Genomic DNA, 24,427 nt, shown 5'->3' with positions numbered 1-24,427 from the left:
GCGGATCTGTCGAGCGCCATGCCGGTGGGGCACCCGAAGTCCGGGTACCCAACCGGCTGTTGGATTCCCGGTCAGCCGGTGAAGCAGGCGGTGATGGAGGTGAACTGCCAGTCGCTCCGGGCGATGCCCGAGCAGGTCTCCTGCAGGCCGCCGCCGGGGCAGCCGTGGTCGCGGTTGACGGACCGGAAGGCAATGCGCGCTGTGTGGTGCGAGTTGGCCCAGTTGCGGATGTCGGTCCAGTTCTGGACCGTGGTGGTCTCCTGGTTGTCGCTGACACCGTTCATGCCGGAGTGTCCGTCGGCTCCGTGGTCGGGCTCACCGCCTTCGCCTGCGGCAGCTTCGTTTCGGGCACGGACCACAGCGCGCTGACCGTCGTCCTGCTCGGCATCGGGCTCGGCGTCCTGTGCGGCCTGGTCAGCGGCCTGCTGGTCAGCTTCGGCCGGGTGCCCGCGCTGGTCGTCACCCTCGGCATGCTCTACGTCATCCAGGGCATCGACCACGCCTGGGCGCACGGCGAGCAGATCAACGCCGCCGACGTCCCCGACGACGTGCTCGGCCTCGGCAGCGGCAGTGTCCTCGGCATCCCGTATCTGCCGCTGATCTCCGCCGCCGTTCTGGTCGGCACCGCTTACTACCTGCGGACCTACCGCAGCGGCCGGGAGCTGTACGCGATCGGGTCCAACCCCGAGGCCGCCCGCCTGGCCGGCATCCCCATCCGCCGCCGGGTGCTCGCCGCGTACGCCTTCTCCGGCGCCGTCGCCGGCCTTGCCGGGGCGCTGTGGCTCGCCCGCTTCGGCACGGTCGTCGCCGACGCCGCGAACGGCTGGGAGCTGACCGTCGTCAGCTCGGTCGTCGTCGGCGGCATCGCCATCACCGGCGGCGTCGGCACGGTCTGGGGCGCGGCGCTCGGCGCGCTGCTGCTCACCACGATGGGCAGCGCCCTCGTCGTCCTGAAGGTGGACTCCTTCTGGCAGCAGGCCATCACCGGTGTGCTGCTGCTCGCGGCCATCACCACCGACCGCATCGTGAACCTGCGCACCACCAGCGCGCTGAGGAAGAGGAGCCGACGATGAACACCCTCGTCAAATACCTGCGCTGGGACACCGTCGTCGGCGTGCTCCTGATCGCCGTCTTCCTCGCCGGATCCGGTACGACGGAGGGCTTCGCGGACACCGCCAACCTCTCCGCCGCCCTCGACGACACCGCCGAAATCGCCCTGATCGCCCTGCCGATGACCCTGCTCGTCGTCGCGGGACAGGTCGACCTCTCCGTGGCCTCCATGCTCGGACTCTCCAGCGCGCTCGCCGGCTCGCTGTGGGAGGCCGGCTGGGCCTTCGAGACGATCGTGCCCCTGTGTCTGCTCGTCGGCGCGCTCGGCGGCCTCCTCAACGGGTGGCTCGTCACCCGCGTCGGGCTGCCCTCGCTCGCCGTCACCATCGGCACGCTCACTCTCTACCGGGGCCTGGCCTCCGTCGTCCTCGGGGACAAGGCGGTCGCCGACTTCCCCGAGACGTACTCCCAGTGGGCCACCTACACCCGGACCGTGCCGGGCACCTTCATCCCTTACCCCGTCGCCCTGTTCGGCGTCCTGGCCGTCATCGCCGCCGTCGTCCTGCACTGCACGGCCTTCGGGAGGTCGCTGTACGCGATCGGCGCGCAGGAGGACGCGGCCTACTTCGCCGGCATCCGGGTCAAGCGCATCAAACTGGTGCTGTTCGTCCTCACAGGCTTCGTGGCCTCCTTCGCCGGGATCGTCTACACCCTGCGGTACGGCAGTGCCCGCGCCGACAACGGGGTCGGACTCGAACTGGTCGTCATCGCCTCGGTGCTGCTCGGCGGCGTCGACTTCGACGGCGGGCGGGGCACCCTCGGCGGCGCGGTCGCCGGTGTGCTGCTGATCGGGCTGCTGAACAACCTCCTCACCCTCAACGACGTGTCCAACGAGATCCAGGTGATCGTCACCGGCCTGCTGCTCGTGGCCTCCGTCCTCACTCCGCGGGTTGTCGCCGCCGTCTCCGAGCGCCGCCACCGGCGCGCCGCGACCGCCTCCGCCTAGCTCCCCTTCCTTCCCTCAACTCCTGCCCTCCGAAAGGGACGCCATCATGTCTGCGCACTCCCGCACGCGCCGCCGTGCCACCCTCACAGCCACCGCTGCGGCCTGTGTCCTCGCCGTCACGCTGGCCGGCTGCTCGGGCACCACCAAGAACGACACCAAGAACGAGTCCAAGGAGGCAGCGAGCAGCGCCAAGGCCGACCCGAATGCGCCGCTGAAGAAAGGCCTCAAGCTCGCCTTTCTGCCGAAGCAGATCAACAACCCGTACGAGAAGATCGTCGACGACGCGGGGATCGGCGCGGCCAAGGAGTTCGGCGGCTCGGGCAAGGAGGTCGGACCCTCCGACGCCAAGGCCTCCTCCCAGGTCTCGTACATCAACACCCTCATCCAGCAGCGCCAGGACGCGATCCTCATCGCCGCCAACGACCCCAACGCGGTGTGCGGTCCGCTCAAGCAGGCCATGAAGCAGGACATCAAGGTCGTCGCCTACGACTCCGACACCGCCAAGGACTGCCGCCAGCTGTTCATCAACCAGGCCAGCTCCGAGGAGATCGGCCGCAGCCAGGTCCAGCACCTCGCCAAGCAGCTCGACTACAAGGGCGAGATCGCGATCCTCTCGGCCACCCAGAACGCGACGAACCAGAACACCTGGATCGGGTTCATGAAGGACGAGCTGAAGAAGCCCGAGTACAAGGAGCTGAAACTGGTCAAGGTCGCCTACGGGGACGACGACGACCAGAAGTCCTTCCAGGAGACCCAGGGCCTGCTCAAGGCCTACCCCAAGCTGAAGGGCATCATCTCGCCCACCACCGTCGGCATCGCCGCCGCCTCCCGCTACATCAGCGACTCCAGCTACAAGGGCAAGGTCGTCATCAACGGCCTCGGCACGCCGAACCAGATGCGCAAGTACGTCAAGGACGGCACGGTCGAGCAGTTCTCCCTGTGGGACCCCAAGAAGCTCGGCTACCTCGGCTCGTACGCGGCCGCCGCTCTCGCCTCGGGCCGGATCACCGGCGCGGAGGGCGAGAAGTTCAAGGCCGGTGACCTCGGCGAGTACACCATCGGCAAGGACGGCGAGGTCATCCTCGGTCCGCCGACCGTCTTCGACAAGAACAACATCGACGACTTCGACTTCTGAGTTCCGGGATCGTCCGATGCAGCGCGTCTGCTTTCTGCTGAAGGTCCGGCAGGAGCGGCTGGAGGAGTACCGCGAGCGTCACGCGGCCGTATGGCCCGAGATGCTCGCGGCGCTCTCCGCCGCCGGCTGGCACAACTACTCGCTCTTTCTCCGGGAGGACGGCCTGCTCGTCGGCTACCTGGAGACCGAGGACTTCGCGGCTGCGCAGGCCGCCATGGCTGCTACGGACGTCAACACCCGCTGGCAGGCCGACATGGCCGGCTTCTTCGAAGCCCTGGACGGCGCCGAGCCGGACGAGGCGATGAAACCGCTCACCGAAGTCTTCCACCTCGATCGACCGCAGTGACCCGGCCCAGGAGGGGATCGCCCATGACCGCAAGGACTCCCGCCACCGCCCGCAGGCCGAAGATCGGGCTCGTCGCGGGCGGACTCGGCGCCTACTGGCCCCAGTTCCCGGACCTCCTCCCGCAGCTGCGGCGCTCCGCCGACCGCGTCACCGAGCGGATGCGGGAGTTCGACGCGGACGTCGTGGACGTGGGCTTCATCTCCGACGCCCAGGAGGGCGCCGTCGCGGCCGAGAAGCTCAGGGCCGAGGGCTGCGACCTGATCGTCGGCTTCCTCACCACCTATATGACCGCCACCATGCTGGTGCCCATCGCCCAGCGCAGCGGCGCCCCCGTACTCCTCATCAACCTCCAGCCCACGGAGGCCATGGACCACGCGTCCTTCGACACGGGCGCCTGGCTCGCCTACTGCGGTGCCTGCCCGCTCCCCGAAATGGCCGGCGCCTTCGAGCGCGCGGGAGTTCCCTTCCGCTCCGTCTCGGGACACCTGGAGGACGAGCGCGCCTGGCAGCGCATCGGCCGGTGGATCCGGGCCGCGGGCGTACGGTCGGTGCTGCGCCATGGACGGCACGGGCTGATGGGTCACCTCTACCCGGGCATGTACGACGTGTCCACCGACCTGACGATGGTCCCCGGCAATCTGGGCGGCCACGTCGAGGTCCTGGAGTTCGACGACCTGCGGGTGCGTGTCGAGAAGGCCGAGGACGAGGGGGTCGAGGCCAAACTCGCCGACGTGGGCGAGGTGTTCGAGCTGGCCGAATCCGTTGTCCAGGACGATTTGGCCTGGGCCGCGCGGGTGTCCGTCGGACTCGACCGGCTCGTCGAGGACTTCGACCTGGACTCCCTGGCGTACTACCATCGCGGCCTCGACGGCGAGATCCACGAGCGGCTGGGTGCGGGCATGATCCTCGGCTCCTCCCTGCTGACCGCGCGTGGCGTGCCCACGTGCGGCGAGTACGAACTGCGCACCTCGCTCGCCATGCTGGTCGCGGACCGGCTGGGGGCGGGCGGTTCGTTCACCGAGCTGCAGGCGCTCAACTTCCGTGACGGCGTGGTGGAGATGGGGCACGACGGCCCGGGACACCTCGCCATCAGCGAGCGGAAGCCGCTGCTGCGGGGCCTGGGTGTCTACCACGGCAAGCGCGGCTGGGGCGTCTCGGTCGAGTTCGACGTCAAGCACGGCTCGGTCACCCTCGTCGGGCTCGGCCAGTCCCGCGACGGCCGCTACCGGCTGATCGCCTCCGAGGGCGAGGTCGTCGCGGGTCCGCTGCTCCAGATCGGCAACACCACCTCGCGGGTGGACTTCGGGACCGACCCGGGGGAGTGGACCGACGCCTGGAGCGCGAGCGGAGTCGGCCACCACTGGGCGCTGGCCACCGGCCGGCTGCTGCCCGAACTCCGGGCGCTGGCGGACCTCGCCGGTCTGGAACTGGTGGAAGTCACCGGCCGATGACACCCTCGTGGGCCCGGCGGCGGGCCACCTGGTGGGCATCGAGGACGTGGCGCGGGCCGTCGACGACAGGATTGATGAGGTGGTCGGCGCGGGTTTCGCCGTCGGAGCCGGGGCTGACGCGGCACAGGAAGCCGAGCATGAGCAGGACGTGCTGGTCGAGCCCGGCAGCGCCCGGGTCGCGAAGCGGGCGCAGCGGGGCGTCACCCGCAATCACGCCAGGAAGGCGCGGAGCACTCCGCTCATAATGGATGAGTACGCGCCGCGGGCGGTGACCCGTCACCCCAGGGGCAGGATGCCGCTCGCACGATGCCCTCCGAGGCACAGAGGCGGTGGCTGACACATGTGCGCACGCGCCCGGCCCGGTGGACAGCCGCCGGGGCTGTCCACAGCAGGCCATTACGGCGAGGCGGTGTTCCGGCCCGAGCAGCCGGGGGAGCGCGACCGCATCGACCTCGGCGCGCTCGCCTACGATGACATCACGATGGCCCGCCTGCGGAGCCTGGGGGCCGGGCCGGGCTGGAACTGCCTCGACGTAGGAGCCGGCACCGGCACCGTCGCCCGGCGGCTGTTGCACGAGGCGGGTGTCGCGACCGTGCTCGCTGTCGACCGTGACGTACGTTTCCTCACCGCCCACCCCTTCCCCGGGCTCGGTGTCCTGGAGGCGGACATCAGCGCCCCGGGGTTCGCCCCCGGCCGATTCCAGCTGGTCCACGCCCGATTCGTCCTGATGCACCTGCCTTCATGGCACCGCCTGATCGCCGGACTGGGTGAACTCCTGACTCCCGGCGGGGTGCTGGTCCTCAGCGACGCCGTCGACCTGACCACCGCGACTGCGCCCACGACGCCGTACACCCGGGTCATGCAGGCCATGTGGCAAGGGCTGCGGGACACCATCGGCACCGACGTCTCCTGGGTCCTCGAGTATCCACATCTGCTCCGCGCCGCGGGGCTCGCCTCCGTCGCCGCCGAGATCCGGGTACCGCCCCTGGTCCCCCGGAGCCCCATCAGCCGCTTCTGGGCCCGCAGCTGGGACCGGGCGAGGGACGCGATCCTGGACACCGGGCTGGTGGACGACGCGACGGTCGACGCGGCGATCCGGTATCTCGACTCGCCCGACTGCGCTGCACTGTCGCCCGGAATGATCACGGCCTGGGGATGGAGGCCCCAGGAAGCCGTTCCAGGACCGCCTGACGTCCGGCCGCAGGGCTGATCGGTCAGGCTTCCAGGTCGTCGGCGAAGTGCCGGAACCCGCGCCGGTCCTGGTGGATGCTCCACAGGGTCTGTGCGAGCGTGGCCGGGTCCTTCCTCGGATGTCCGGGGATGATCGCGCCGGGGATGATGAGCTGCGCGACGTGGATGCCGTCGTCGGCGAGGGCGTCGTGCAGCATCTGGCCGTAGGCTCTTTCGGCGGCGAAGGCGACCGAGGTGCCGGCACGGTCGGGGTGAGGGACCGCGGCGGTGCCGCCGTTGACGAAGAGGATGGTGCCGCGGCCGAGGGCGCGCATGTCGGGCAGCACCTGGTGCACGGCGGCGACGGGGCCGTAGACGGAGAACTCGATCGGGCCCACGAGGTCGGACGGAGTGGTCTCCAGGACCGGCCGCATGAAGTCCTTGTGCGGGACCGGGCTGTACTGCAGCACCTCGATCGGACCCAGGGTCGCGGTCGCGGCGTCCAGGGCTGCCGCGAGGGCACTCGGATCGCGTACGTCGGCGGCGAAACCGCGCGCCATCACGCCCTCGCCGGCCAGGTCGGCGGCGAGGGCATCGGCCCGGCCCTGGTCGCGGGAGATGAGCGCTGCCTCGAAGCCCTCACGGCCGAACCGCCGTGCGGCGGCCGCTCCGAGGCCGGGGCCTGCTCCGATGATGGCCATGGTGGTCATGACTTCCTCCTTGGCGTGCGCCGATCAGGAACAGCGGCGTCGGGATGATTCCGGGGGCGGCCGTACGCGGGGAGCATGCCGGCCGCTCGACGCTCGTGTCCGACGCGGCTGCCGTACTCCTCGTCGATGACGAGGGCGCTCCGTGCGGATGCCTTGCCCGGGCTGCTGCGTCAGGGGCGAAGCAGGGGCTTGAAGGCGCGGCGCTCGTCCATCGCACGGTAGCCGCCGACCACCGGGTCCAGCGGGAGAGTGAGGTCGAAGACCTTGCCGGGGTCGATGCGGTCGAGGACCCGTTCGATCACGTCGGGCAGGAAGCGGCGCACCGGCGCCGGCCGCCACGCAGAGTGACGTGCGAGCAGAACAGCTGCTCGTCGTCGATCTGCACGCCGTGCGGGACGCCGACGAAGCCGACGTTGCCGGCGGGGCAGGTGGAGAACAGGGACCGCTGCATCGACTCGGGGGCGCCGACGCACTCCAGCACGAGCGGTGTCCGGCAATCACGGCATCACTCTCAGAGGCTCAGCACGATCGCGGACGCTATGCCGCCGAGGAACAGAGCGAAGGCGGCTTCGCGCCAGCCGCCCTTCCCCCAGCGGAAGGGGCGGTCCAGGGCGAGCCGCCCGGGGCCGATGGCCGCAATGCCGAGCGCGACGACCGCGATGCACAGGTTGTACTCCATGCCGCCGTCCTGCTCCCACAGACCGTGTGCCGCGGTAACGGTCGCCATGGCGTTGATCATCACACCGATCACGGCAGCCGATGCCAGTGGCGTGAACAGTCCCAGAGCCAGTCCGAGCCCCCCAGGAACTCGGATCCACCGCCGATGACGGCGTAGACCTTCCCCGGGCGGTAACCCGTCGCGGCGAAATATGCACCCGTGGCGGTGAGGCCGTCGCCACCGAAGATGCCGAAGAGCTTCTGGGCGCCGTGCCCTGCCATGAGCAGGCCGAACGTCACCCTGATGAGAAGCAGGCCGCAGTCGGCGGCGGACACTGCGGGCCGCGCCGAAGCGGAGGCGGGCTCGGGGGAGGCGCGGAGTTGTTCAGCGATGTACTTCACCGGGGGCTCTTCTCTGCTCCGAGGTCCCGCGGTGGTGCCGACTGACCACCGTGGAAGCAGCAGGGCGGTTGTCTGGTCACCATGGCGCCTTCAAGGGCATGCCATGCGTGGCGGACCGCGACACAGCCGGAACAGGAAGTCAGCAGGACCACCGCCGGCGTTCTCGCGTCAGTCCGGTCAGGCCGCCGGTCGTTGTCGTCATGAACTAAGTGACATCGGCTTGCTGTCTTCCATCATTACGCCCTTTCGCCTCCCGTGCCGAGCCGGTTCGGATGCCTGGCCCGGGGCGGGTGGCGACCAGCACGGGGTAGTCGGCGTGCCCGGTTCTCCGCTGACGTACATCAGACCCTTGTCACGCACCGGATTGAGCAGTGAGCCGCTGCGCACCGTTCACCAGGCCGGGGTCGAGAGGTCGTCTCCCGCGGCCGGCGGCTGCTCGCCCGCGTGACCCTCCGCAGATGGTGGGGCAGCCGCAGACCACCGAGGCAGGACGCAACTGGTGCGTTCTTCATGCCGATACGGTAGAAGTTTTCCTCACCCCGCCCGGCGCGAGGCTTCAGTTCGCGTATAACTCTGGTGATTCCGACGACATGACAGGTGGTTCCGGGCGGCGGTCAGGCGCGAGCCGGCCCCCGTCGCGCCGGGCCGTCGCCGGTCCGAATCCGACTCCGGACTCCACGAGAGGACAGTTGATGGATGTGGAGAAGCGCCTGCGGGACGAGAACCCGGGCGATGACTTCGGTCGTGGGACGTCCGGGGTGAGCAGACGGCGGTTCCTCGGATACGTCGTGGCGGGATCGACGCTCACCGTCGCCGCCCAGCTGGGCGAGGTGGTGCTGGCGCCGTCGCGGGCCGCCGCCGTGGTTCCCTCGGTGCCGGGGCCGTCCGAGGTCTACGACCTCAACGACATGCTGACCCACGCCGCACTGCCCACGTCGAATCTGATCACGATCCGGATCGGTTCCGACGGCACGGCCTCCTTCGCCCTGCCGCGGGCGGAGGTCGGGCAGGGCATCACCACGTCCTCCGCGATGCTGATCGCCGAGGAGCTGGACCTCCCGCTGGAGAAGATATCGGTGACGCTGGCCGACGCCCGGCCGGAGCTGCTGTTCAACCAGCTCACCGGCGGCTCGAACACCACCATCTCCACCTTCACCCCGATCCGGGTGGCCGCGGCCGTGGCACGGGGGCAGTTGCTGAAGGCCGCGGCTCTGGAGCTGGGTGAAGCGATCGGCTCCCTCACGGCGAAGGCCGGTGTCATCACCTCCGCGGCCGGGGCGAGCATCACGTACGGCGAGCTGGCGGTGAAGGCGGCCGCCCTCGCGGACGCCCAGGTCGAGGTCACGCTCAAGGAGCCCTCGCAGTTCAAGGTCATCGGAACGGCGCAGCGGCGCATCGACGCCCTGGCGGCGGTGACGGGCCGCAAGAAGTTCGCGATGGACGTGCAGGTGCCCGGCGCCCTGCCCACGATGGTGTGCAGGCCGCCGACGATCAACGGCACGGTCCGCTCGGTGGAGAACCTGGACGAGGTCCGGGCCATGCCGGGCATCACCGACGTCGCGCGGATCTCCACCGGCGTCGCCGTCCGCGGCCGCACGTTCGGGCAGTGCATCGACGCGGTCCGCGCCCTGAAGGTGACCTGGGCGCCCGGTACTGCCGAGGGTTCCTCGGACACGACTGTCCTCAAGGAACTGCGGGCAGCCGAACTTCCCCTTGTCGTACCGCCGCTGCCCCTGCTCACCAAGGCCGTCGACGCACGGTTCACCTTCCACTTCGCCAGCAACGGCGCCCTGGAGACCAATTGCGCCGTCGCAGACGTACGAGCGGACTCCGCCGAGATCTGGGCGAGCCTGAAGTCACCGATCACCGCACAGGAACAGATCGCCCTCCAGCTCGGTCTGCCACCCACCGCCGTCAAGGTCCATGTCACAGAGGGCGGCGGCTCGTTCGGTCGCAAACTCTTCCATGACGCCGCCCGCGAGGCCGCCGAGATCTCCCGGGCCATGGGCAAGCCGGTGAGGCTGATGTGGCACCGGACCGACGACTTCCGCCAGGGCCGAACGCATCCGATGTCCACCTCGCGGGTGCGGGCCACGTACACGCTCGGGCAGGTCCTGACGTACGAGCAGCGGCACACGTCCGTGGCCACCGACTTCGGCCATGGCCTGGGCGAGATCATCACCTCGGAGGCGGCCCAACTTCCGGTCGGTGACTTGACGTTCTCCGAGACGATTTTCGCTCTGACGCAGCAGAGTCCGTACCACTTCGGGGTCACCACCCAGCTCCTCGCCGAGACCCGCAAGGGCTTCAACACCGGCTCCATGCGGAACATCTACTCGCCCAACGTCCGTTGCGCGCAGGAGCTCGTCGTGGATGAGCTGGCGAAACGGACGGGGAAGGACGCCCACGCGTTCCGGCGTCAGTTCCTCAAGGACGAGCGGGCCAGGGCCGTCCTCGACAAGGTCGCGGAGGTGGGCCGGTGGGGCCGGTCCATGCCTGCCGGCACGGGGCAGGGGATCGCGGTGCACCCCGAGTACCACGGCTTCGTCGCTGTCCTCGCCGAGATCGACTGCAGGCCGGAGACGACCGGAAGGAAGATCCGTGACGCCTACACGGGCCCTCGTGTCACCAAGGTCGTCTGCGCCGTCGACGTCGGCCTCGCCGTCAACCCGCGCGGCCTGGAGGCGCAGATGATGGGCGGCATCATCGACGGCATCGCCATCACCCTCACCGCGGGTCTCCACCTCCAGAACGGGCATTTTCTGGAGGGGAGTTGGGACAACTACTTCTACACCCGGCAGTGGAACACCCCACCCGAGCTGGAGATCGTCGTCATGCCACCGACCACCGGCAAGCCCGGTGGTGCGGGGGAGCTGGCGGTCGCCGGCGCGATGGCGGCCGTCGCCTGCGCCTACGGTCGGGCCACCGGCACCATGCCCACCACCTTCCCCATCAACCACGGCGAGCCCCTCGGCTTCGAGCCGCTGCCCACCACCCCGCCGATCCCTGCCTCGCCCACCGACGGCCTCGACCGCACCTTTTAGAAGACCAGGAGCTCCCGTGCCGCAACACACCTTCATCCTCAACGGCAAACCGGTGACCGTGGACATCGAGGACGACGTCCGGCTGCTCTGGGTGCTTCGCGACGTCCTGGGCGTCACCGGACCGAAGTACGGCTGCGGGCTCGGCGTCTGCCAGGCGTGCACCAGCCACATCAACGGCAAGGCGTTCAACCCCTGCAGCGTCCCGGTCAAGGATGTCGGTCCCGCCGACGAGGTGACCACGATCGAGGGCCTGCCCGCGACGGTCGGCCGGGACCTGCACCCGATGCAGGAGGCATGGCTGGAGTACGACGTGGCGCAGTGCGGCTACTGCCAGCCCGGCCAGATCATGACCGCTGTCGCCAAGGTCCGGCGCGCCAGGGAGGAGGGACGCGAGATCGACGAAGCCGACCTCGACGAGATACGCAACATCTGCCGCTGTGGCACCTACAACCGCATCCGTGAGGCCATCACGGCAGGCGCGGAGAAGTTCTGAACCGATTGCGGTACAGGAAAGGGGCGGGCGCACAGCGTGGCGGGAGGAGAACCGATGGTGGCCGGCCGCCGCCTGCTCGGTGGCGCCGGGGATCGCGGGGATGAGCGCTGTCCCCCGGTGGCTACTCCCCGGTGCGCCCGTCCAACGACTCCCGGAGGAGGTCGGCATGCCCGTTGTGGCGCGCGTATTCCTCGACCAGATGGATGAGGATCCATCGCAGGCTGGGTGCGCGACCGTCGAGCCAGGTGCGCCGGGCCAGTCGCTCCGGGCCGCCGTCGGCCAGCGCCTGCGTGACCAGGGAGCGGGAGCGGGCCACGGTGTCCTGCCAGAGCGTATGAAGCTGTTCGGGGGTGTCCTCGGCGGCTGAGTGCCAGTCCCAGTCGGGGTCGGCCTTCCAGTCCACCGTGTCCCACGGGGGCTCCGGGTCCCGTCCGTGCAGCCAACGGGAGCACCAGTAGTCCTCGACGAAGGCCAGGTGCTTGAGCATCCCGCCCAGCGTCATCGAGGAGGCACCGACGGTCGCCCCGAGGCCGGCCGTGTCCAGTCCGGCGCACTTCCACGTCAGGGTCGCGCGGTGGAACTCCAGGAAGCCCAGGAGGGTGCTGGTCTCGTCGGCCGCAAGGGGAGGTTCCGGGCGACCCTGTTCGTCCATGTCGGGCATGGGCGGTGAGCCTACCGGCGGGGCCTGCGCCGGGCCAGGGACTTGGGTGGAGCCGGCCGGATCTGCAGGCGCGGCCACGGGGCCGCCGGAACAGAAAATATCTCTATGTCAACGCGAATCGCTACCCGTGGACCCCTTCCCACGACCGCCGACCGGTCGTCGAAGCCCCGACCGGCATCACCTTCGCCGGGTACGAGAACCCACCCGGCCTCACCACCGATCAGCGCGTCCAGGACCTCCGAACGCGCAGACCGGCACAACCACGTCCATTTCACCGCGCACCACGACGGCGGGCACTTCATTCCCTGGGAAATCCCTGACGGCCGGGTCGCCGACCTGCGTCGCACCTTCCGCAACCGGCGCTGAACCGTTCACTGACGGGTGGAGCTGCGTGCGTGAGATCCGGGATCCGGCAGCGCCCGGACGGCGGTGCCCGCACCCGACCCGGAACTGCGGGCATCGAGAGGGCGGTCGCAGACGGTCTGAGGTATTCCGGACTTATGAACTCGCAGCGGTTCCTGCGCTCGCTCCACGCGACCCGGCGGCACTCGAAGGCACTCGTGGCGATGCCTTTCGCCCTGATCGCCGCCGTCACCGTGGTGGACATCAGCGCGCCGCCGGATGTCCACCTGGGGCCGTTTCTCGTGGCAGCGCCCGCTGTGACCTCGTCGTTCGCCGGCCCCCGTATGACTGCCTTCGTGGGCGCGGTTGCCGTGCTGGCTCAGTCCCTGGTCGCCATCGCACGCACCAGCCTCAACGACCTCAATCACACCTACCAGATCATTGCCCTCTGTCTGATCTCTGCCTTTGTCACGGTGTTTGCACATCTGAGGGAACGGCACGAGCAGGAGATGACGCAGCTGCGCTCGGTGGCGGAGACGGCACAGCACGTGTTGATGCAGCCCTTGCCCCGTCGCAGCGGCCCCCTGCGCATCGCCTCGGTCTACCTGGCCGCAGAGGCGGAGGCGCAGCTGGGCGGTGATCTCTACGCGCTCGCCCGCACCGCCGACGGCACCCGCGTGATCGTCGGCGATGCTCGCGGCAAGGGACTCGATGCGATCGGTGAAGCCGCGGGCGTGCTGGGCGCCTTCCGGGCTCTCGCGCACAGGGAAGCGCGGCTGCCCGAACTGGTGGGGCACCTGGAGGACGGGGTCACAGTGGACCGCAACGGCACCACGGACGGGGAAGCGGAGGACGATTACAGCGCGGAGGCCTTCGTCACTGCCGCCGTGCTCGACATCCCCGATGCTGCTTCCGAACTTCGCCTGGTCAGCTGCGGTCATCCACCGCCGTTGCTGCTCCATGGGGGCGAGGTGCTGTCCCTCGAAGTGGATGAGCCCGCTCCGCCTCTCGGGCTCGCGCAGTTGCTCGCCCCCGCATTCACTGCGGAGACATTCGCCTTCGGCATCGGCGATGTCCTGCTCCTGTACACCGATGGCGTCATCGAGTCCCGTGACCGCTCAGGAGGCTTCTATCCGCTGTTCGAGCGGGTTGCGTCCCGGCGCGGGGACGGTGCGGAATCTCTGCTGGAGTACGTGCGTGCCGACCTCCTCCGGCACGCGGGCGGGCGCCTGGGAGACGATGCGGCCATGGTCGCCATCGAACGACTTCCGGATCCCGCGTAGCGTCCCGTCGGATGGTCACGTCGGCAGGGAGCGGCCGAACAGCAGGTCGAAACCCACCGGTAGCTGTAGCAGGACGCGGCGGGTTAGCTCCTCGCCCGCAGCGTCGGCGGTCGCGCTGAACACGGCGCCGACGTCCCACTTCGCGGTCTCCTCGGTCGCTCCCTCGATCCAGGCCGCGGTGGCGCGCACGAACCGCTCGGGGGAGAGGGGCTCGGCGGCCTGCAGCGGGCTGAGGAGGATGAGGGCATATGTCTCCGGGAGGCGGGCGGCGAGCTCGGCCCGCTCCTCGCCCACCAGATGCGCGCCCAGGAGGGCCAGCACGACGCGGGCTGCTCGTTCCGCTTCCTGTCGATTGTTGTAGTCGCCGCGTTCCTGGATGCGGTCCAGGAACGCTTCCGTTCGCAGGGGCACTGCAGCTGTCCCCTTCTCGAAACGCGGGGGACGGAGCCGAGGGGGAGGGGAGACCCGCCCCGTCCTCCGCTGCCTGTGCGGGCGGGATCCGGCTCAATCGCCGCTCTCCTTGCGCGCTGCCTCTCCGCCAATGGTGATCTTGCGGGGCCTGGCGCACTCGGCGATCGGGATGCGCAGGGTCGGAACTCCCGCGTCGTGGTCGGCGCCGATGTGCTCGGTGTCGAGGGTATCGGCCAGGACGACCTGACGGCTGAACACGCCCAGCGGGCGCTCGGAGAGCTCCACCTGGACATTGTCGCCCTGGGCGGTCGGTCGGCGCTCGGCCTGGCCCGTCAGCATGTTTCGCTCGACATCGATGTCGATCGCCTCGGGGAGACGCCGGGCAGGCCGAACACCACGACGTACTCGTCGTCCTCGCGGTAGGCGTCCATCGGCATCGCGGAGGGCCGCGACCAGGCGCCGGGGCTGATGAGCTGCTGGGTGAGCCGGTCGAGCTCGCGGAAGGGGCCGGTGCGCATCAATATCGCGAAGCACCTCCAGATGATCGGGCAGTGGTACCTGCCCATGCGCTTCACCTGATTCCCGCTCTCACATGTCGTCCAAATACGACAATGAGGATGTCATCGAAAAGATGACGGCGCTGACGAAGGAGAGCACCGGTGCCGCAGACGGCACCCTTACGGCACGGCTCAGTCCTGCAGCGTGACCGTGAAGCTGCGGCCGTACGCGTGACGGGTGTCGACGTCGACGCGGGTTCCGCCGTGGACCGGGCTCACGCGTACCCCGTCGTCCGACGACACCTTCCGCAGTGACCTGCCTCGGATAAGGACACCGGCCCTGTCCCGGCCCATCGTCGGGTCGGACACGGCGACGGTGGTCGGGCCCCGGTGCCCGCGGCGCTGCACGATCACCGACGCCGGACCGTCCATGCGCAGGCCCCCGACCTCGTGCCATCCGGGCGTGAACGTATTGGCCGCCCTCAGACCGAGGCCGGTGTGGGACACGGCCTGCAGGCGCGGGGTGTTGGCCAGGACCTGCAGCGGGCCGTTCGGGTACGACGCCAACTGCGCCCCGCCCGCATTCGGTACCAACGCGTAGGCCATGCAGGCGGGTTCGGCTCCGGGTGCCTGATCGACCGTTACGCCGAGAACGGTGCGGGTGACGGCGGTGTCCGGATTCGAGGTGCGGACGACCCGGCGGCTGCGGGTGACCTCGTCCAGGGAGACCCGGACCTGCGGGGTGTCGAGGAAGACGTAGCCGACGGCGGCGCGTTGTGTGGTGTTGGCGTAGCGCAGCCAGTGGTTGCCGGTTGTGCGGGGATCACCGTCAGGAGGCCGGCGGCTGACAAAACGGCCAGCAGACGTCTGCGGGTGATCTCCATGTGGCGTCCTCCGCCTGCGAGTTGGCGACCCGGCGGGCGGAGTCAACCAGAACGGCCGAGCGGCGACAAGGGGACGCGGCCGGCCGGGAACGCGGTCCCCGGGTGCCGAGCCGAAGTGAATGACCGGGCTGCGGCCATGCCCTTCGGTGGGGTGCTCCCCGCCGATACGCTGCACCCGGAGTTCAAGAACCGAGGGAGTGCCGTTGAGTACCGAGACCGACATCCTCGTCCTGGGGGGTGCCGGCGTGGACACCATTGTGTACGTCCCCCAGTTGCCTCTTCCGTACGCCGACAGCTACATGGTGCCTGCCATCGAAACGCGGGCGGGCCAGACCGGCGACTTCGTGGCGCTCGGGGTACACGCTCTGGGGCTGCGCACACATCACATCGACATGATCGGCGATGACGACGCAGGCAACCTGGTCCGCGCGCTGCACCGCGAGCGGGGCATCGCGCTCACCGAGGTCCCCCTGCCCGCAGGCACCAAGCGCGCGGTGAATCTCGTCGGCCCCGACGGGCGGCGGCTGTCGTTGTACGACAACAGCCGCTCGCAGGAAGCTGACCGGCTGCCCCCGGAAACGGTGGGTGCCCTCGCCGCGGTCAGCCGCCACGCCCACGTCTCCATCACCTATCCCTGCGCGTTCGCCCTTCCCACGCTGCGCGAGGCAGGGGTGACCATCTCGACCGACCTGCACAACTGGGACGGCGCGGAGGCATACCACGAGGCGTTCGCCTACGAGGCCGACCTGGTCTTCCTGTCGACCGCCGCCCTGGTGAACCCGGAGAAGACCATGCGGCAGATCGCCGACCGCGGCCGAGCCCGAGCGGTCGTCGCCACAGCGGGAGCCGCGGGGGCGTACCAACTGCTCGACGGGGAGCTGACCCACATTCCGGCGGTCACACCGCCCGGGCAGGTGGTGGACTCCAACGGCGCCGGCGACGCGTTCGTGGCGGGCTATCTGTTCGGCCGGCTGTCCGGCGAGTCACCACAGCGGTGCGGCCTCTACGGCGCGATCGCCGGAGCCCATGCCTGCACCGTGCCGGCGACAGGGACCGACCTCATCGGCCGGGCCGAACTCCTCTCCCTCGCGCGGCGGAAGGAAGCCCGACCGGCTGATGACATGACGTGCCTGACGGCTGTTGCAGTTGACGGCCCACAAGGCGCGCGGTTTCCTGCTGCGATGACTGATCTTCGCATCGAGCAGGTGGACGGCGATGCCATGCTTCGTGACTGGCAGTATGTCCATAACGCGATCATCCCCACGGCCGCCCTGTCTCTCGACGAGGTACGTGAGCGCGTCGAACGCAACCGGTTGGAGGTTGCGTATCTGGGCGACGTCCTTGTCGGTTGCTCGACCGTGCGCCCGCCCACGAGCGGAGCATCGGTTGGCACGGTGATCGCCAGAGTGCTCCCGGCTCACCGGCGACAAGGGTTCGGCGGAGCACTCTACGCGCGAGGGCTGGCGCAGGTGCGAAGGCTCGGAGCCGACGTCATCGAGACGGTGGTCCTGGAGTCCAACCCGGACGGGTTGCGGTTCGCGCAGGCACAGGGATTTGTCGAAGTCGAGAGATACCTGCTGCCGGGGGACAGTGTGCGCTTCATCGACTTGAGGCTGGCCTGACCCGGCGTCGACCGGCAAAGGGTCCCTCAGGACTCCCTGCCTGACCGGAGCGGAATCCGTGCCGGCTCGCGCGGCTGCGAGACCATGGCCGGTGGCCGGCGTCCACCTCGTCCAGTCGCCGGTGCTGGGTGCTCAGCAACTCGGCCACGTCGTCGTTCGGCTCGGCGCCGTCGAGCAGGCATGTGAGGGACGTCGCCGGAAGCTCGCCGAGCGGGCGCGCGGCGGATGCGGCGTCCGGTCGCCCACGATCCGTGCGATCTCCCGCATCCCCTGAGGCGGAGGTCGATGGTGCGGGGCGGGGTCTACGGACCTTCCGGGGCGGGGACCACGTGCATGGCCGCTTCCTCGGCCGAGGCTGCTGCGCCGTCGATGCCGACGTCGAACGCGATCATGTCTTTCTCGTCGTCCGCGTGGGCACCCTCGTCGGGTGCGACGAGCCGTCCGGCGCGCAGTCCGCCGACCTCGTCGTCACGGACCTCACCGTCGGTGTCCAACACATCGCCGATCTCGTCTCCGTCGGGTACGACGAGATCCGGCTCCTCCTCGCTGAGGCGCTGGTCGAGCGTTTCCCCTTCGTGCTGCTCGGCCGCCGTGACACCGTGGTGTTCCACGGCCCACGGCCGCTCGGGGGGCGAATAGCCTGCATCGAGCGGATCCGTACCGGCCCGGTCGTCGAGAGTGTCCTCCACGTCGAGCAGACCGGCGTCGTCCTGCACCTCCGAGCCGTCCGGCTGGTAGACCTCGTCGCCCATCGTGGTGTCGATGTCCATGTCACCTCCAATGTCGGGAGTGAACCGTCGGGGCGACGTCCCGTTCGCGTCATGCCCTCGTTCTCATCATGTGCGGTGTCGGCCGTCGGGACGAGCGGAAGCGCACCGGCGCCCGCAGTGGATGCGGAGGCCAGGACCTTCGTCGGTGGCACGGCGTGAGCAGAACGGTGCGGTGCGTATCGGCCGGTCGCGCGAGTCGGTCCACGTACCCGGCGGGACGCCTGGTTCATCGCCCGCCGGATTGTCAGGGCGGCGTCAATACGGGTGTGCGACGCGTCAGGGCCGTATCAAGGCATGGCGTCCGCGGACCGCGGCGGACCCAGACTGAACTCGGCGGTGGCGCGGACCCCCGGTCCGTGGCGTGGGTCGGCCGGGCGAGTGATCGTCACTGCCCGAAGTGCGCACAGCCTCCATGAAGATCTCGCCGAGCGGCCACCGGCTGCCCGTGATACCGAGGGCGTAGGAGGTGACACATGACCGGCCAGCCGCTCCGGGACCGGCTCGCACTCGTGGCTGCGCTGGTGGGGCCGCTGCTGGTGGCGCTGGCACTCGTGCCGTTCCGTACGGACCTGTCGAGGACCAATGCCGCCCTCGTACTCGTCGTGGTCGTCGTCGCGGTGGCCGCCTTCGGCAGCCGGGTCGCGGGCGCGGTGGCGGCGCTGTCCGCCGCCGTCTGGTTCGACTTCTTCCTCACCCGGCCGTATCAGCGGTTCACCATCAATGGCGGCGACGACATCGAGACGGCCGTGCTGCTCCTGATCGTCGGTCTGATCGTCTCGCAGCTGGCTGCCCGGGTACGGCGGCTCGAGGTGATCGCCGTGACCGATGCGGGCCACCTCGCCCGAATCCATGACACCGCGGAACTGGCGCAGGCAACCACCTCCGCCGACGCCGTCGTCGCCCACGTGCGGGATGAACTCGTCGAGCTGCTGCAGCTGCGGGGCTGCCGGTTCGAGTACGGAACCCTGCTGGGGCGGCCACCGCGGTTGGAGCAGGACGGCAGTGTGTGCGTCGGCCGAAGGCGCTGGGACGTCGCGCGTGGCGGCTGGCCGGAGGGCGAGATCGAGTTGCGGGCCAGCGGACAGGGCCACTACGTCGGCAGGTACATGCTCGATCCCACGCCGGGAACCGTACCGACGCTGCAGGCCCGCCTGGTCGCCGTGACACTGGCCGACCAGGCGGGCGCCGCGCTCGACACGGCAGGCCGGCCGGCGGGCGGCTGAGACGGGCCGGGACCGCCGCCGAGCGGGGCGGACGGCCGGCCCGGTCAGCCGACGTGGATGCGGGGCCGGTGTGCCGGGTCCGGCTCCGCCCGGCGCAGCACCTCGCGGGTGACCGGCGCGACCTCGCCCTCGCCGAACACGAGGAAGCGCAGCAGCTGGCTGACCGGATGGCCCTCGGTCCAGTTGAAGTAGGCGTGCGGGACCTCTCCGGTGCGGTTGCGCAGCTCCAACAGCACCGCGGCGATGGTGTTGGGCACCACCGCGCTCTCCATGCGCAGTCTGCGTACCCCGTGCTTCTCGTCGCCGTGCACGGCCACCGCGGCGGTGAAGTCCGAGGAGTCCTGGATGAAGACCTCCAGGAACAGCACGGGACGGCCGTCGGGGATATGGGTCTGTTCGCGCTGGCTGTACTCCTTCGCGCGGTACGCGACCCTGCTGTGCTCCTGCGGCTCGTTGGCGATGATCCGCAGCGGTCCGGCCGCCGCCGCCTCGTCGATCAGCCGGACGGCGTCCTCGTCGAAGGTCACCGCCGCCGCGCGGAGCTCGAAGGCACGGTGGACCCGGGAGGCCGACGACGTCAGCAGGATGGCGATGATGAACAGCGAGGCGATCTTGATGCCGTCGGGCCGTTCGACGACATTGGTGACCAGGGTGTACGCGAAGACGGCGGTGATCGCACCGAACCCGGCGGCGCCCCACCGGTGGCCGCGGCGGTGCACGGCAACGGTCGACGCGAAGGACGCCGACAGCATCAGCACCAGTACGCCTGTTGCGTAGGCGCCGCTCTGGTCGTCCACATCGGCGTCGAACCAGATGGTGATGAACACCGCGATCGCCATGAACACCAGCACCAGCGGTCGCACCGCCCGCGTCCACTCAGGGGCCATGCCGTAACGCGGCAGGTAGCGCGGTACGAGGTTGAGCAGCCCGGCCAGCGCCGAGGCACCGGCGAACCACAGGATGGCGATGGTCGAGACGTCGTACACGGTGCCGAAGGCCTCGCCGAGGTGCTCGTGCGCGAGGTACGCCAGCGCGCGGCCGTTGGCCGCGCCGCCGCTCCTGAACTCGTCCTGCGGGATCAGGATCGTGGTGGCGAGACTGGACAGCAGCAGGAAGCAGCTCATGATCACGGCGGCGGTGGTGAGCAGCTTGCGGGTGCCCCGGATCCGGCCGGCGGGCTTCTCGTACGTGTCCGTCGCGTCCCCGCGCACCTGGGGCATCACGGCGACACCGGTCTCGAATCCGGACATGCCCAGCGCGAGTTTCGGGAAGACGAGCAGCGCGACACCGACCATGGCCAGCGGCGAGGAGTGCTCGAGGGTCATGGCGTCCGTCCAGTCACCGATCCTGACCGGGTGGGTGAGGATCTCCCAGGCGGAGGCGGCCAGGACGACGACGTTGAGGAACAGGTACGTCGCGACGAGCACCACCGCGATGCCGATCGCCTCACGGAACCCCTTGAGGAAGACCGCGGCGAGAGCGGTGACCAGGACGAGGGTGATCCACACGTTCTCGCCGTGCATCCAACTCGGGGCGAAAGGATTCTCCACGACGTGTGCGGAGGCGTCCGCCGCCGACAGCGTGATGGTGATCATGAAATCGGTGGCCGCGAATCCGAGCAGCACCAGCACGAAGAGCTTCCCCGCCCACCAGGGCAGCAGACGCTCCAGCATGGCGATCGAGCCCTCGCCGTGCGGGCTCTCCTTGGCCACCCTGCGGTAGACGGGCAGCGCGCCGAGCAGCGTCAGGGCAATCAGCACCAGCGTCGCCAGGGGCGAGAGCAGCCCCGCCGCCAGTGCGGCGATGCCCGGCTGATAGCCGAGGGTGGAGAAATAGTCCACACCGGTGAGGCACATGACCCGCCACCAGGAGTGTCCCTGGTGCTCGGGACCCGGCGTGCCGTGCGGTCCCGGGTGCCGGGCCGTCTGCTCGCTCAGTCCCTCCAGCAGCCAGGCCCGCCCCCCGGGACGCCGTTGCAGCGTGGCCTGTCCCGGCACGGGCCCGACCGGATCGGGTTCGTGCATGCCAGTCATGTGTGCTCTTCCTGCTGATCGGCCGTACGACGAGGAGCGAGTATCCAGCACAGCGTCATCCGCCCGACGGTCGGGGCGTACAAGACCTGCTGTCCGTAGGACCACAGGCGCGTCAGTATCCCGTCAGCGGACCCCTGATGACCGTCAGAATCGCGTTAAGGGACGGCGGACCTTCTGGTCGCCGGGCATAGGTTCGCAGTCATGCCCCGGCCCGCCTCTCCGCACCGGGCCCCACTCGCCCCAGGCTCATCGAGGAGGATTCCATGGCAGGGCATGCAGCCCGGCCTGCGTACGCGCTCGGGCGAGCGGGAGGCCGTCACGACCGCCGGCTTCACCGCCGACCCGGTCGCCATGAAAGTCGTCCGCGACGGACGGCCGACCCCGACCGAATGGCATCTGCTGGAGTTTCTGACCGGCAATCCGGGGCGGCTCATCCCCCGACGGCAGCTGCTCCAGGAGATCCGGGGCCTTTCGTACAGCAACACGACCAACTGTCTGCGGGCCTGCATGGCCCAGTTGAGGTGAAGACTCGACCCGGACCCCTCCCGTCCCCGGTGCCTGATCACGGAACCGGGCGTGGGGTACCGCTTCGAGCCCCAGGAATCGGGCGGGACACATGGGACGCGGAAAGCTTCGGATCTACCTCGGCGCCGCTCCGGGTGTGGGCAAGACCTACGCGATGCTCTCGGAGGGCCACCGACGGGTCGAGCGCGGTACGGACTGCGTCGTCGCGTTCGTCGAGCACCACAGCAGGCCGCGCACCGAAGTGATGCTGCACGGGCTGGAGCAGATGCCGCGCAAGGAGGTGGACTACCGCGGCACCGTCTTCACCGAGATGGACGTCGACGCCGTCCTCGCCCGCCGGCCCGCCGTGGCCCTCGTCGACGAGCTGGCCCACACCAACATCCCGGGCTCGCGCAACGCCAAGCGCTGGCAGGACATCGAGGAGCTGCTCCACGCCGGTATCGACGTCGTCTCGAACGTCAACATCCAGCATCTGGAGTCGCTGGGCGACGTCGTCGAGTCGATAACGGGAGTCCGGCAGCGCGAGACCGTCCCCGACGAATTCGTCCGGCACGCCGACCAGATCGAACTTGTCGACATGTCGCCCCAGGCGCTGCGTCGCCGGATGGCCCACGGCAACATCTACAAGGCCGACAAGGTCGATGCTGCACTCTCCAACTACTTCCGCCCCGGGAATCTCACCGCCCTGCGTGAGCTGGCGCTGCTGTGGACCGCCGACCGGGTCGACGAATACCTCCAGGAGTACCGGTCCGAACACCGGGTGTCGAAGATCTGGGGCTCGCGCGAGCGCATCGTCGTCGGCCTCACCGGCGGCCCGGAAGGCCGCACCCTGATCCGCCGCGCGGCCCGGCTGGCGGAGAAAGGCGCGGGCGGCGAACTGATGGCTGTGTACATCGCCCGCAGCGACGGCCTGACCTCCGCGTCGCCGAGGGAACTCGCCGTCCAGCGCACCCTTGTCGAGGACCTGGGCGGCACCTTCCACCACGTCATAGGGGAGAACGTCCCGTCCGCGCTGCTGGAGTTCGCGCGCGGCGTCAACGCGACCCAGGTCGTTCTCGGTGTGTCCCGCCGCAAGCCCTGGCAGTACGTGTTCGGGCCCGGCGTCAGCGGTTCGGTCGCCCGGGACTCGGGCCCCGACCTCGATGTGCACCTGGTCACCCACGACGCGATGGGCAAGGGTCGCGGACTGCCCATGACCAGGAGCAGCCGGCTCGGCCGGTCCCGGATCATCTGGGGCTGGCTGACCGGGGTGGCCGGACCGGCCCTGCTCACCGTCCTCCTCAGCAGCCTTGCTCCCGAGGTGGGCCTGGCCAACGACATGCTGCTGTTTCTGTCGCTGACGGTCAGCGCCGCGCTGCTCGGCGGACTCCGGCCCGCGCTCGCCTCCGCGGTCTTCGGCTCCTTCCTGCTCAACTGGTACTTCACCCCGCCCGTCCACACACTGACCGTCGCCGATCCGCAGAACATCGTGGCCATCGCGATCTTTGTGGGCGTGGCCGTCTCCGTCGCCTCCGTCGTGGACCTCGCGGCCCGCCGTACCCAGCAGGCGGCGAGGCTGCGCGCCGAGTCAGAGATCCTCTCCTTCCTGGCGGGCAGCATCCTGCGCGGCGAAACGACGCTGGACGCGCTGCTGGAGCGGGTCCGGGAGACGTTCTCGATGGAGTCCGTGGCACTGCTGGAGCGGGAGAGCGAGGTCGCCCCGTGGACCTGTGCGGGCAGCGTCGGCCCGAGGCCGGTCGGCCGTCCTGAACAGGCCCATGTGGACATGCCCGTGGGCGACGACATGGCGCTCGCACTCCACGGCCGGGTGCTGCCCGCCGAGGACCGGAGGGTACTGGCGGCATTCGCCGCGCAGGCGGCCGTCGTCCTCGACCGCCAACGCCTCCAGGACGAAGCCCAGCAGGCCCGCGGACTGGCCGAGGGCAACCGCATCCGTACCGCCCTGCTCGCCGCTGTCAGCCACGACCTGCGGACACCCCTCGCGGGCATCAAGGCGTCCGTCACCTCGCTGCGCTCCGACGACGTCGAATGGTCGGAGGAGGACCGGGCCGAACTCCTCGAAGGCATCGAAGCGGGCGCCGACCGCCTGGATCACCTCGTCGGCAACCTCCTCGACATGTCGCGGCTGCAGACCGGCACCGTCACCCCGCTGATCCGCGAGATCGACCTCGACGAAGTGGTGCCGATGGCCCTGGTCGGCGTACCTGAGGGGAGCGCGGTGCTCGACATCCCGGAGGATCTGCCGATGGTCGCCGTCGACAAGGGGCTCCTGGAACGGGCGGTCGCCAACGTCGTGGAGAACGCCGTCAAGTACAGCCCCGCGGGCAGACCGGTGCTGGTGTCGGCGAGCGCCATGGCCGGCCGGGTGGAACTGCGGGTCGTCGATCTCGGCCCCGGGATACCGGACGAGGTGAAGGACCGCGTTTTTGAACCCTTCCAGCGTTACGGTGACGCGCCGCGCGGCGCGGGGGTGGGCCTCGGCCTCGCGGTGGCCAGGGGCTTCACCGAGACGATGGGCGGCACGCTGACCGCCGAGGACACGCCGGGGGGTGGGCTCACCATGGTGCTGACGCTGTGCACGGCGTCGGACCGGGTGGGGGAGTGGCCGGACCTTCCGGCCACCGCGACCTCGTAGCCGCGGTGTTCACCCGCGGCCCCGCCGTACTCCTCCCGGCAGGCCCGAACACGGCAGCGGTGAGACGCGGCTGTGGG

General features: G+C 69.8%; 21 protein-coding genes and 6 pseudogenes. 15 read left to right on the top strand and 12 right to left on the bottom strand.

The features are described 5' to 3' along the window. Nucleotides 1-71: 71 nt before the first annotated feature. Nucleotides 72-284: a hypothetical protein gene (locus ACWCP8_RS21845; protein WP_451117677.1), complete on the bottom strand. Its 213-nt coding sequence runs from the start codon at nt 282-284 to the stop codon at nt 72-74. Here ACWCP8_RS21845 and ACWCP8_RS21840 point away from each other — a divergent pair. From ACWCP8_RS21840 to ACWCP8_RS21820, 5 genes and pseudogenes are all read left to right on the top strand, one after another. Continuing rightward, nucleotides 255-1,073, top strand: a pseudogene (locus ACWCP8_RS21840) (ABC transporter permease); the annotation flags it as partial. The gene ACWCP8_RS21845 and the pseudogene ACWCP8_RS21840 overlap by 30 nt on opposite strands. Continuing rightward, nucleotides 1,070-2,056: an ABC transporter permease gene (locus tag ACWCP8_RS21835; RefSeq protein WP_451117565.1), complete on the top strand. Its 987-nt coding sequence runs from the start codon at nt 1,070-1,072 to the stop codon at nt 2,054-2,056. The pseudogene ACWCP8_RS21840 and the gene ACWCP8_RS21835, both read left to right, overlap by 4 nt. A gap of 46 nt (nt 2,057-2,102) precedes the next feature. Beyond that, the gene (gene rhaS, locus ACWCP8_RS21830; protein ID WP_356001645.1) at nt 2,103-3,191 is read left to right on the top strand and encodes a rhamnose ABC transporter substrate-binding protein; all 1,089 of its coding nucleotides are present in this window, start codon (nt 2,103-2,105) and stop codon (nt 3,189-3,191) included. Between the two features lie 16 nt (nt 3,192-3,207). Then, nucleotides 3,208-3,537 (top strand): L-rhamnose mutarotase, encoded by a 330-nt coding sequence (locus ACWCP8_RS21825; RefSeq protein WP_329452363.1) that lies wholly within the window; start codon nt 3,208-3,210, stop codon nt 3,535-3,537. Between the two features lie 23 nt (nt 3,538-3,560). Beyond that, a complete protein-coding gene (locus tag ACWCP8_RS21820) occupies nt 3,561-4,988 on the top strand; it encodes an arabinose isomerase (RefSeq protein ID WP_451117562.1) in 1,428 nt (475 codons plus the stop codon). On the opposite strand, the gene ACWCP8_RS21815 is transcribed toward ACWCP8_RS21820, so the two are convergent. Then, complete coding sequence (locus ACWCP8_RS21815; RefSeq protein ID WP_352268212.1) at nt 4,975-5,202, bottom strand: hypothetical protein; 228 nt, start codon at nt 5,200-5,202, stop codon at nt 4,975-4,977. The genes ACWCP8_RS21820 and ACWCP8_RS21815 overlap by 14 nt on opposite strands. A gap of 126 nt (nt 5,203-5,328) precedes the next feature. On the opposite strand from ACWCP8_RS21815, the gene ACWCP8_RS21810 reads away from it, so the two are divergent. Then, nucleotides 5,329-6,198, top strand: a complete 870-nt coding sequence (locus tag ACWCP8_RS21810) for a class I SAM-dependent methyltransferase (protein ID WP_352268211.1) — start codon at nt 5,329-5,331, stop codon at nt 6,196-6,198. A gap of 4 nt (nt 6,199-6,202) precedes the next feature. On the opposite strand, the gene ACWCP8_RS21805 is transcribed toward ACWCP8_RS21810, so the two are convergent. The 4 genes and pseudogenes from ACWCP8_RS21805 to ACWCP8_RS21790 form a co-directional block, all read right to left on the bottom strand. After that, nucleotides 6,203-6,868, bottom strand: coding sequence for an SDR family NAD(P)-dependent oxidoreductase (locus ACWCP8_RS21805; protein ID WP_356001651.1), 666 nt, complete (start codon nt 6,866-6,868; stop codon nt 6,203-6,205). A 170-nt stretch (nt 6,869-7,038) separates the two neighbouring features. Then, a pseudogene (locus ACWCP8_RS21800) lies at nt 7,039-7,349 on the bottom strand (IMP dehydrogenase); the annotation flags it as partial. Between the two features lie 30 nt (nt 7,350-7,379). Continuing rightward, on the bottom strand, nt 7,380-7,595 hold the full coding sequence (locus ACWCP8_RS21795) for a hypothetical protein (RefSeq protein ID WP_451117675.1): 216 nt from the start codon (nt 7,593-7,595) through the stop codon (nt 7,380-7,382). Nucleotides 7,596-7,640: 45 nt separating this feature from the next. Beyond that, nucleotides 7,641-7,807: pseudogene (locus ACWCP8_RS21790) on the bottom strand (DoxX family membrane protein); the annotation flags it as partial. 812 nt (nt 7,808-8,619) lie between these two features. Between ACWCP8_RS21790 and ACWCP8_RS21785 the strand changes: the two are divergent. Further along, a complete protein-coding gene (locus ACWCP8_RS21785; RefSeq protein ID WP_352268209.1) occupies nt 8,620-10,971 on the top strand; it encodes a molybdopterin cofactor-binding domain-containing protein in 2,352 nt (783 codons plus the stop codon). 16 nt (nt 10,972-10,987) lie between these two features. After that, the gene (locus ACWCP8_RS21780; protein ID WP_326632298.1) at nt 10,988-11,464 is read left to right on the top strand and encodes a (2Fe-2S)-binding protein; all 477 of its coding nucleotides are present in this window, start codon (nt 10,988-10,990) and stop codon (nt 11,462-11,464) included. A gap of 121 nt (nt 11,465-11,585) precedes the next feature. Here the strand turns inward: ACWCP8_RS21780 and ACWCP8_RS21775 are convergent, their stop codons facing one another. After that, nucleotides 11,586-12,125 carry a DinB family protein gene (locus tag ACWCP8_RS21775; protein ID WP_451117559.1) on the bottom strand — a complete coding sequence of 180 codons (540 nt, stop codon included), beginning with the start codon at nt 12,123-12,125 and terminating at the stop codon, nt 11,586-11,588. A gap of 500 nt (nt 12,126-12,625) precedes the next feature. On the opposite strand from ACWCP8_RS21775, the gene ACWCP8_RS21770 reads away from it, so the two are divergent. After that, nucleotides 12,626-13,750, top strand: a complete 1,125-nt coding sequence (locus ACWCP8_RS21770; protein ID WP_352268207.1) for a PP2C family protein-serine/threonine phosphatase — start codon at nt 12,626-12,628, stop codon at nt 13,748-13,750. 15 nt (nt 13,751-13,765) lie between these two features. Here ACWCP8_RS21770 and ACWCP8_RS21765 read toward each other — a convergent pair whose 3' ends face one another. The 3 genes and pseudogenes from ACWCP8_RS21765 to ACWCP8_RS21755 form a co-directional block, all read right to left on the bottom strand. Further along, nucleotides 13,766-14,161, bottom strand: a complete 396-nt coding sequence (locus ACWCP8_RS21765; protein WP_451117557.1) for a DUF2267 domain-containing protein — start codon at nt 14,159-14,161, stop codon at nt 13,766-13,768. Between the two features lie 93 nt (nt 14,162-14,254). Then, nucleotides 14,255-14,685 (bottom strand): annotated as a pseudogene (locus ACWCP8_RS21760) (Hsp20/alpha crystallin family protein). Nucleotides 14,686-14,850: 165 nt separating this feature from the next. Further along, nucleotides 14,851-15,588 (bottom strand): polysaccharide lyase beta-sandwich domain-containing protein, encoded by a 738-nt coding sequence (locus ACWCP8_RS21755; protein WP_451117555.1) that lies wholly within the window; start codon nt 15,586-15,588, stop codon nt 14,851-14,853. A gap of 157 nt (nt 15,589-15,745) precedes the next feature. Here ACWCP8_RS21755 and ACWCP8_RS21750 point away from each other — a divergent pair. From ACWCP8_RS21750 to ACWCP8_RS21740, 3 genes and pseudogenes are all read left to right on the top strand, one after another. Then, nucleotides 15,746-16,633, top strand: a pseudogene (locus ACWCP8_RS21750) (adenosine kinase); the annotation flags it as partial. A 90-nt stretch (nt 16,634-16,723) separates the two neighbouring features. Beyond that, entirely contained in the window at nt 16,724-17,164 is a 441-nt protein-coding gene (locus tag ACWCP8_RS21745; RefSeq protein WP_451117667.1) for a GNAT family N-acetyltransferase, read from the top strand. Between the two features lie 91 nt (nt 17,165-17,255). Then, a complete protein-coding gene (locus tag ACWCP8_RS21740; RefSeq protein ID WP_352268202.1) occupies nt 17,256-17,438 on the top strand; it encodes a hypothetical protein in 183 nt (60 codons plus the stop codon). Nucleotides 17,439-17,466: 28 nt separating this feature from the next. On the opposite strand, the gene ACWCP8_RS21735 is transcribed toward ACWCP8_RS21740, so the two are convergent. Beyond that, complete coding sequence (locus ACWCP8_RS21735; protein WP_352268201.1) at nt 17,467-17,934, bottom strand: DUF5709 domain-containing protein; 468 nt, start codon at nt 17,932-17,934, stop codon at nt 17,467-17,469. A gap of 473 nt (nt 17,935-18,407) precedes the next feature. Here ACWCP8_RS21735 and ACWCP8_RS21730 point away from each other — a divergent pair, with 473 nt between their 5' ends. After that, nucleotides 18,408-19,157, top strand: coding sequence for a DUF4118 domain-containing protein (locus tag ACWCP8_RS21730; protein ID WP_352268200.1), 750 nt, complete (start codon nt 18,408-18,410; stop codon nt 19,155-19,157). Nucleotides 19,158-19,201: 44 nt separating this feature from the next. Here the strand turns inward: ACWCP8_RS21730 and ACWCP8_RS21725 are convergent, their stop codons facing one another. After that, nucleotides 19,202-21,190 (bottom strand): amino acid transporter, encoded by a 1,989-nt coding sequence (locus tag ACWCP8_RS21725; RefSeq protein ID WP_451117552.1) that lies wholly within the window; start codon nt 21,188-21,190, stop codon nt 19,202-19,204. A gap of 315 nt (nt 21,191-21,505) precedes the next feature. On the opposite strand from ACWCP8_RS21725, the pseudogene ACWCP8_RS21720 reads away from it, so the two are divergent. Together ACWCP8_RS21720 and ACWCP8_RS21715 are read left to right on the top strand one after the other, a co-directional pair. Beyond that, nucleotides 21,506-21,784, top strand: a pseudogene (locus tag ACWCP8_RS21720) (winged helix-turn-helix domain-containing protein); the annotation flags it as partial. Nucleotides 21,785-21,806: 22 nt separating this feature from the next. Beyond that, a complete protein-coding gene (locus ACWCP8_RS21715) occupies nt 21,807-24,350 on the top strand; it encodes a DUF4118 domain-containing protein (protein WP_451117550.1) in 2,544 nt (847 codons plus the stop codon). Nucleotides 24,351-24,427: the final 77 nt, after the last annotated feature.

Source organism: Streptomyces sp. NPDC002206 (genome assembly GCF_053593595.1).
This window is presented reverse-complemented; position numbering and strand designations above follow the sequence as displayed.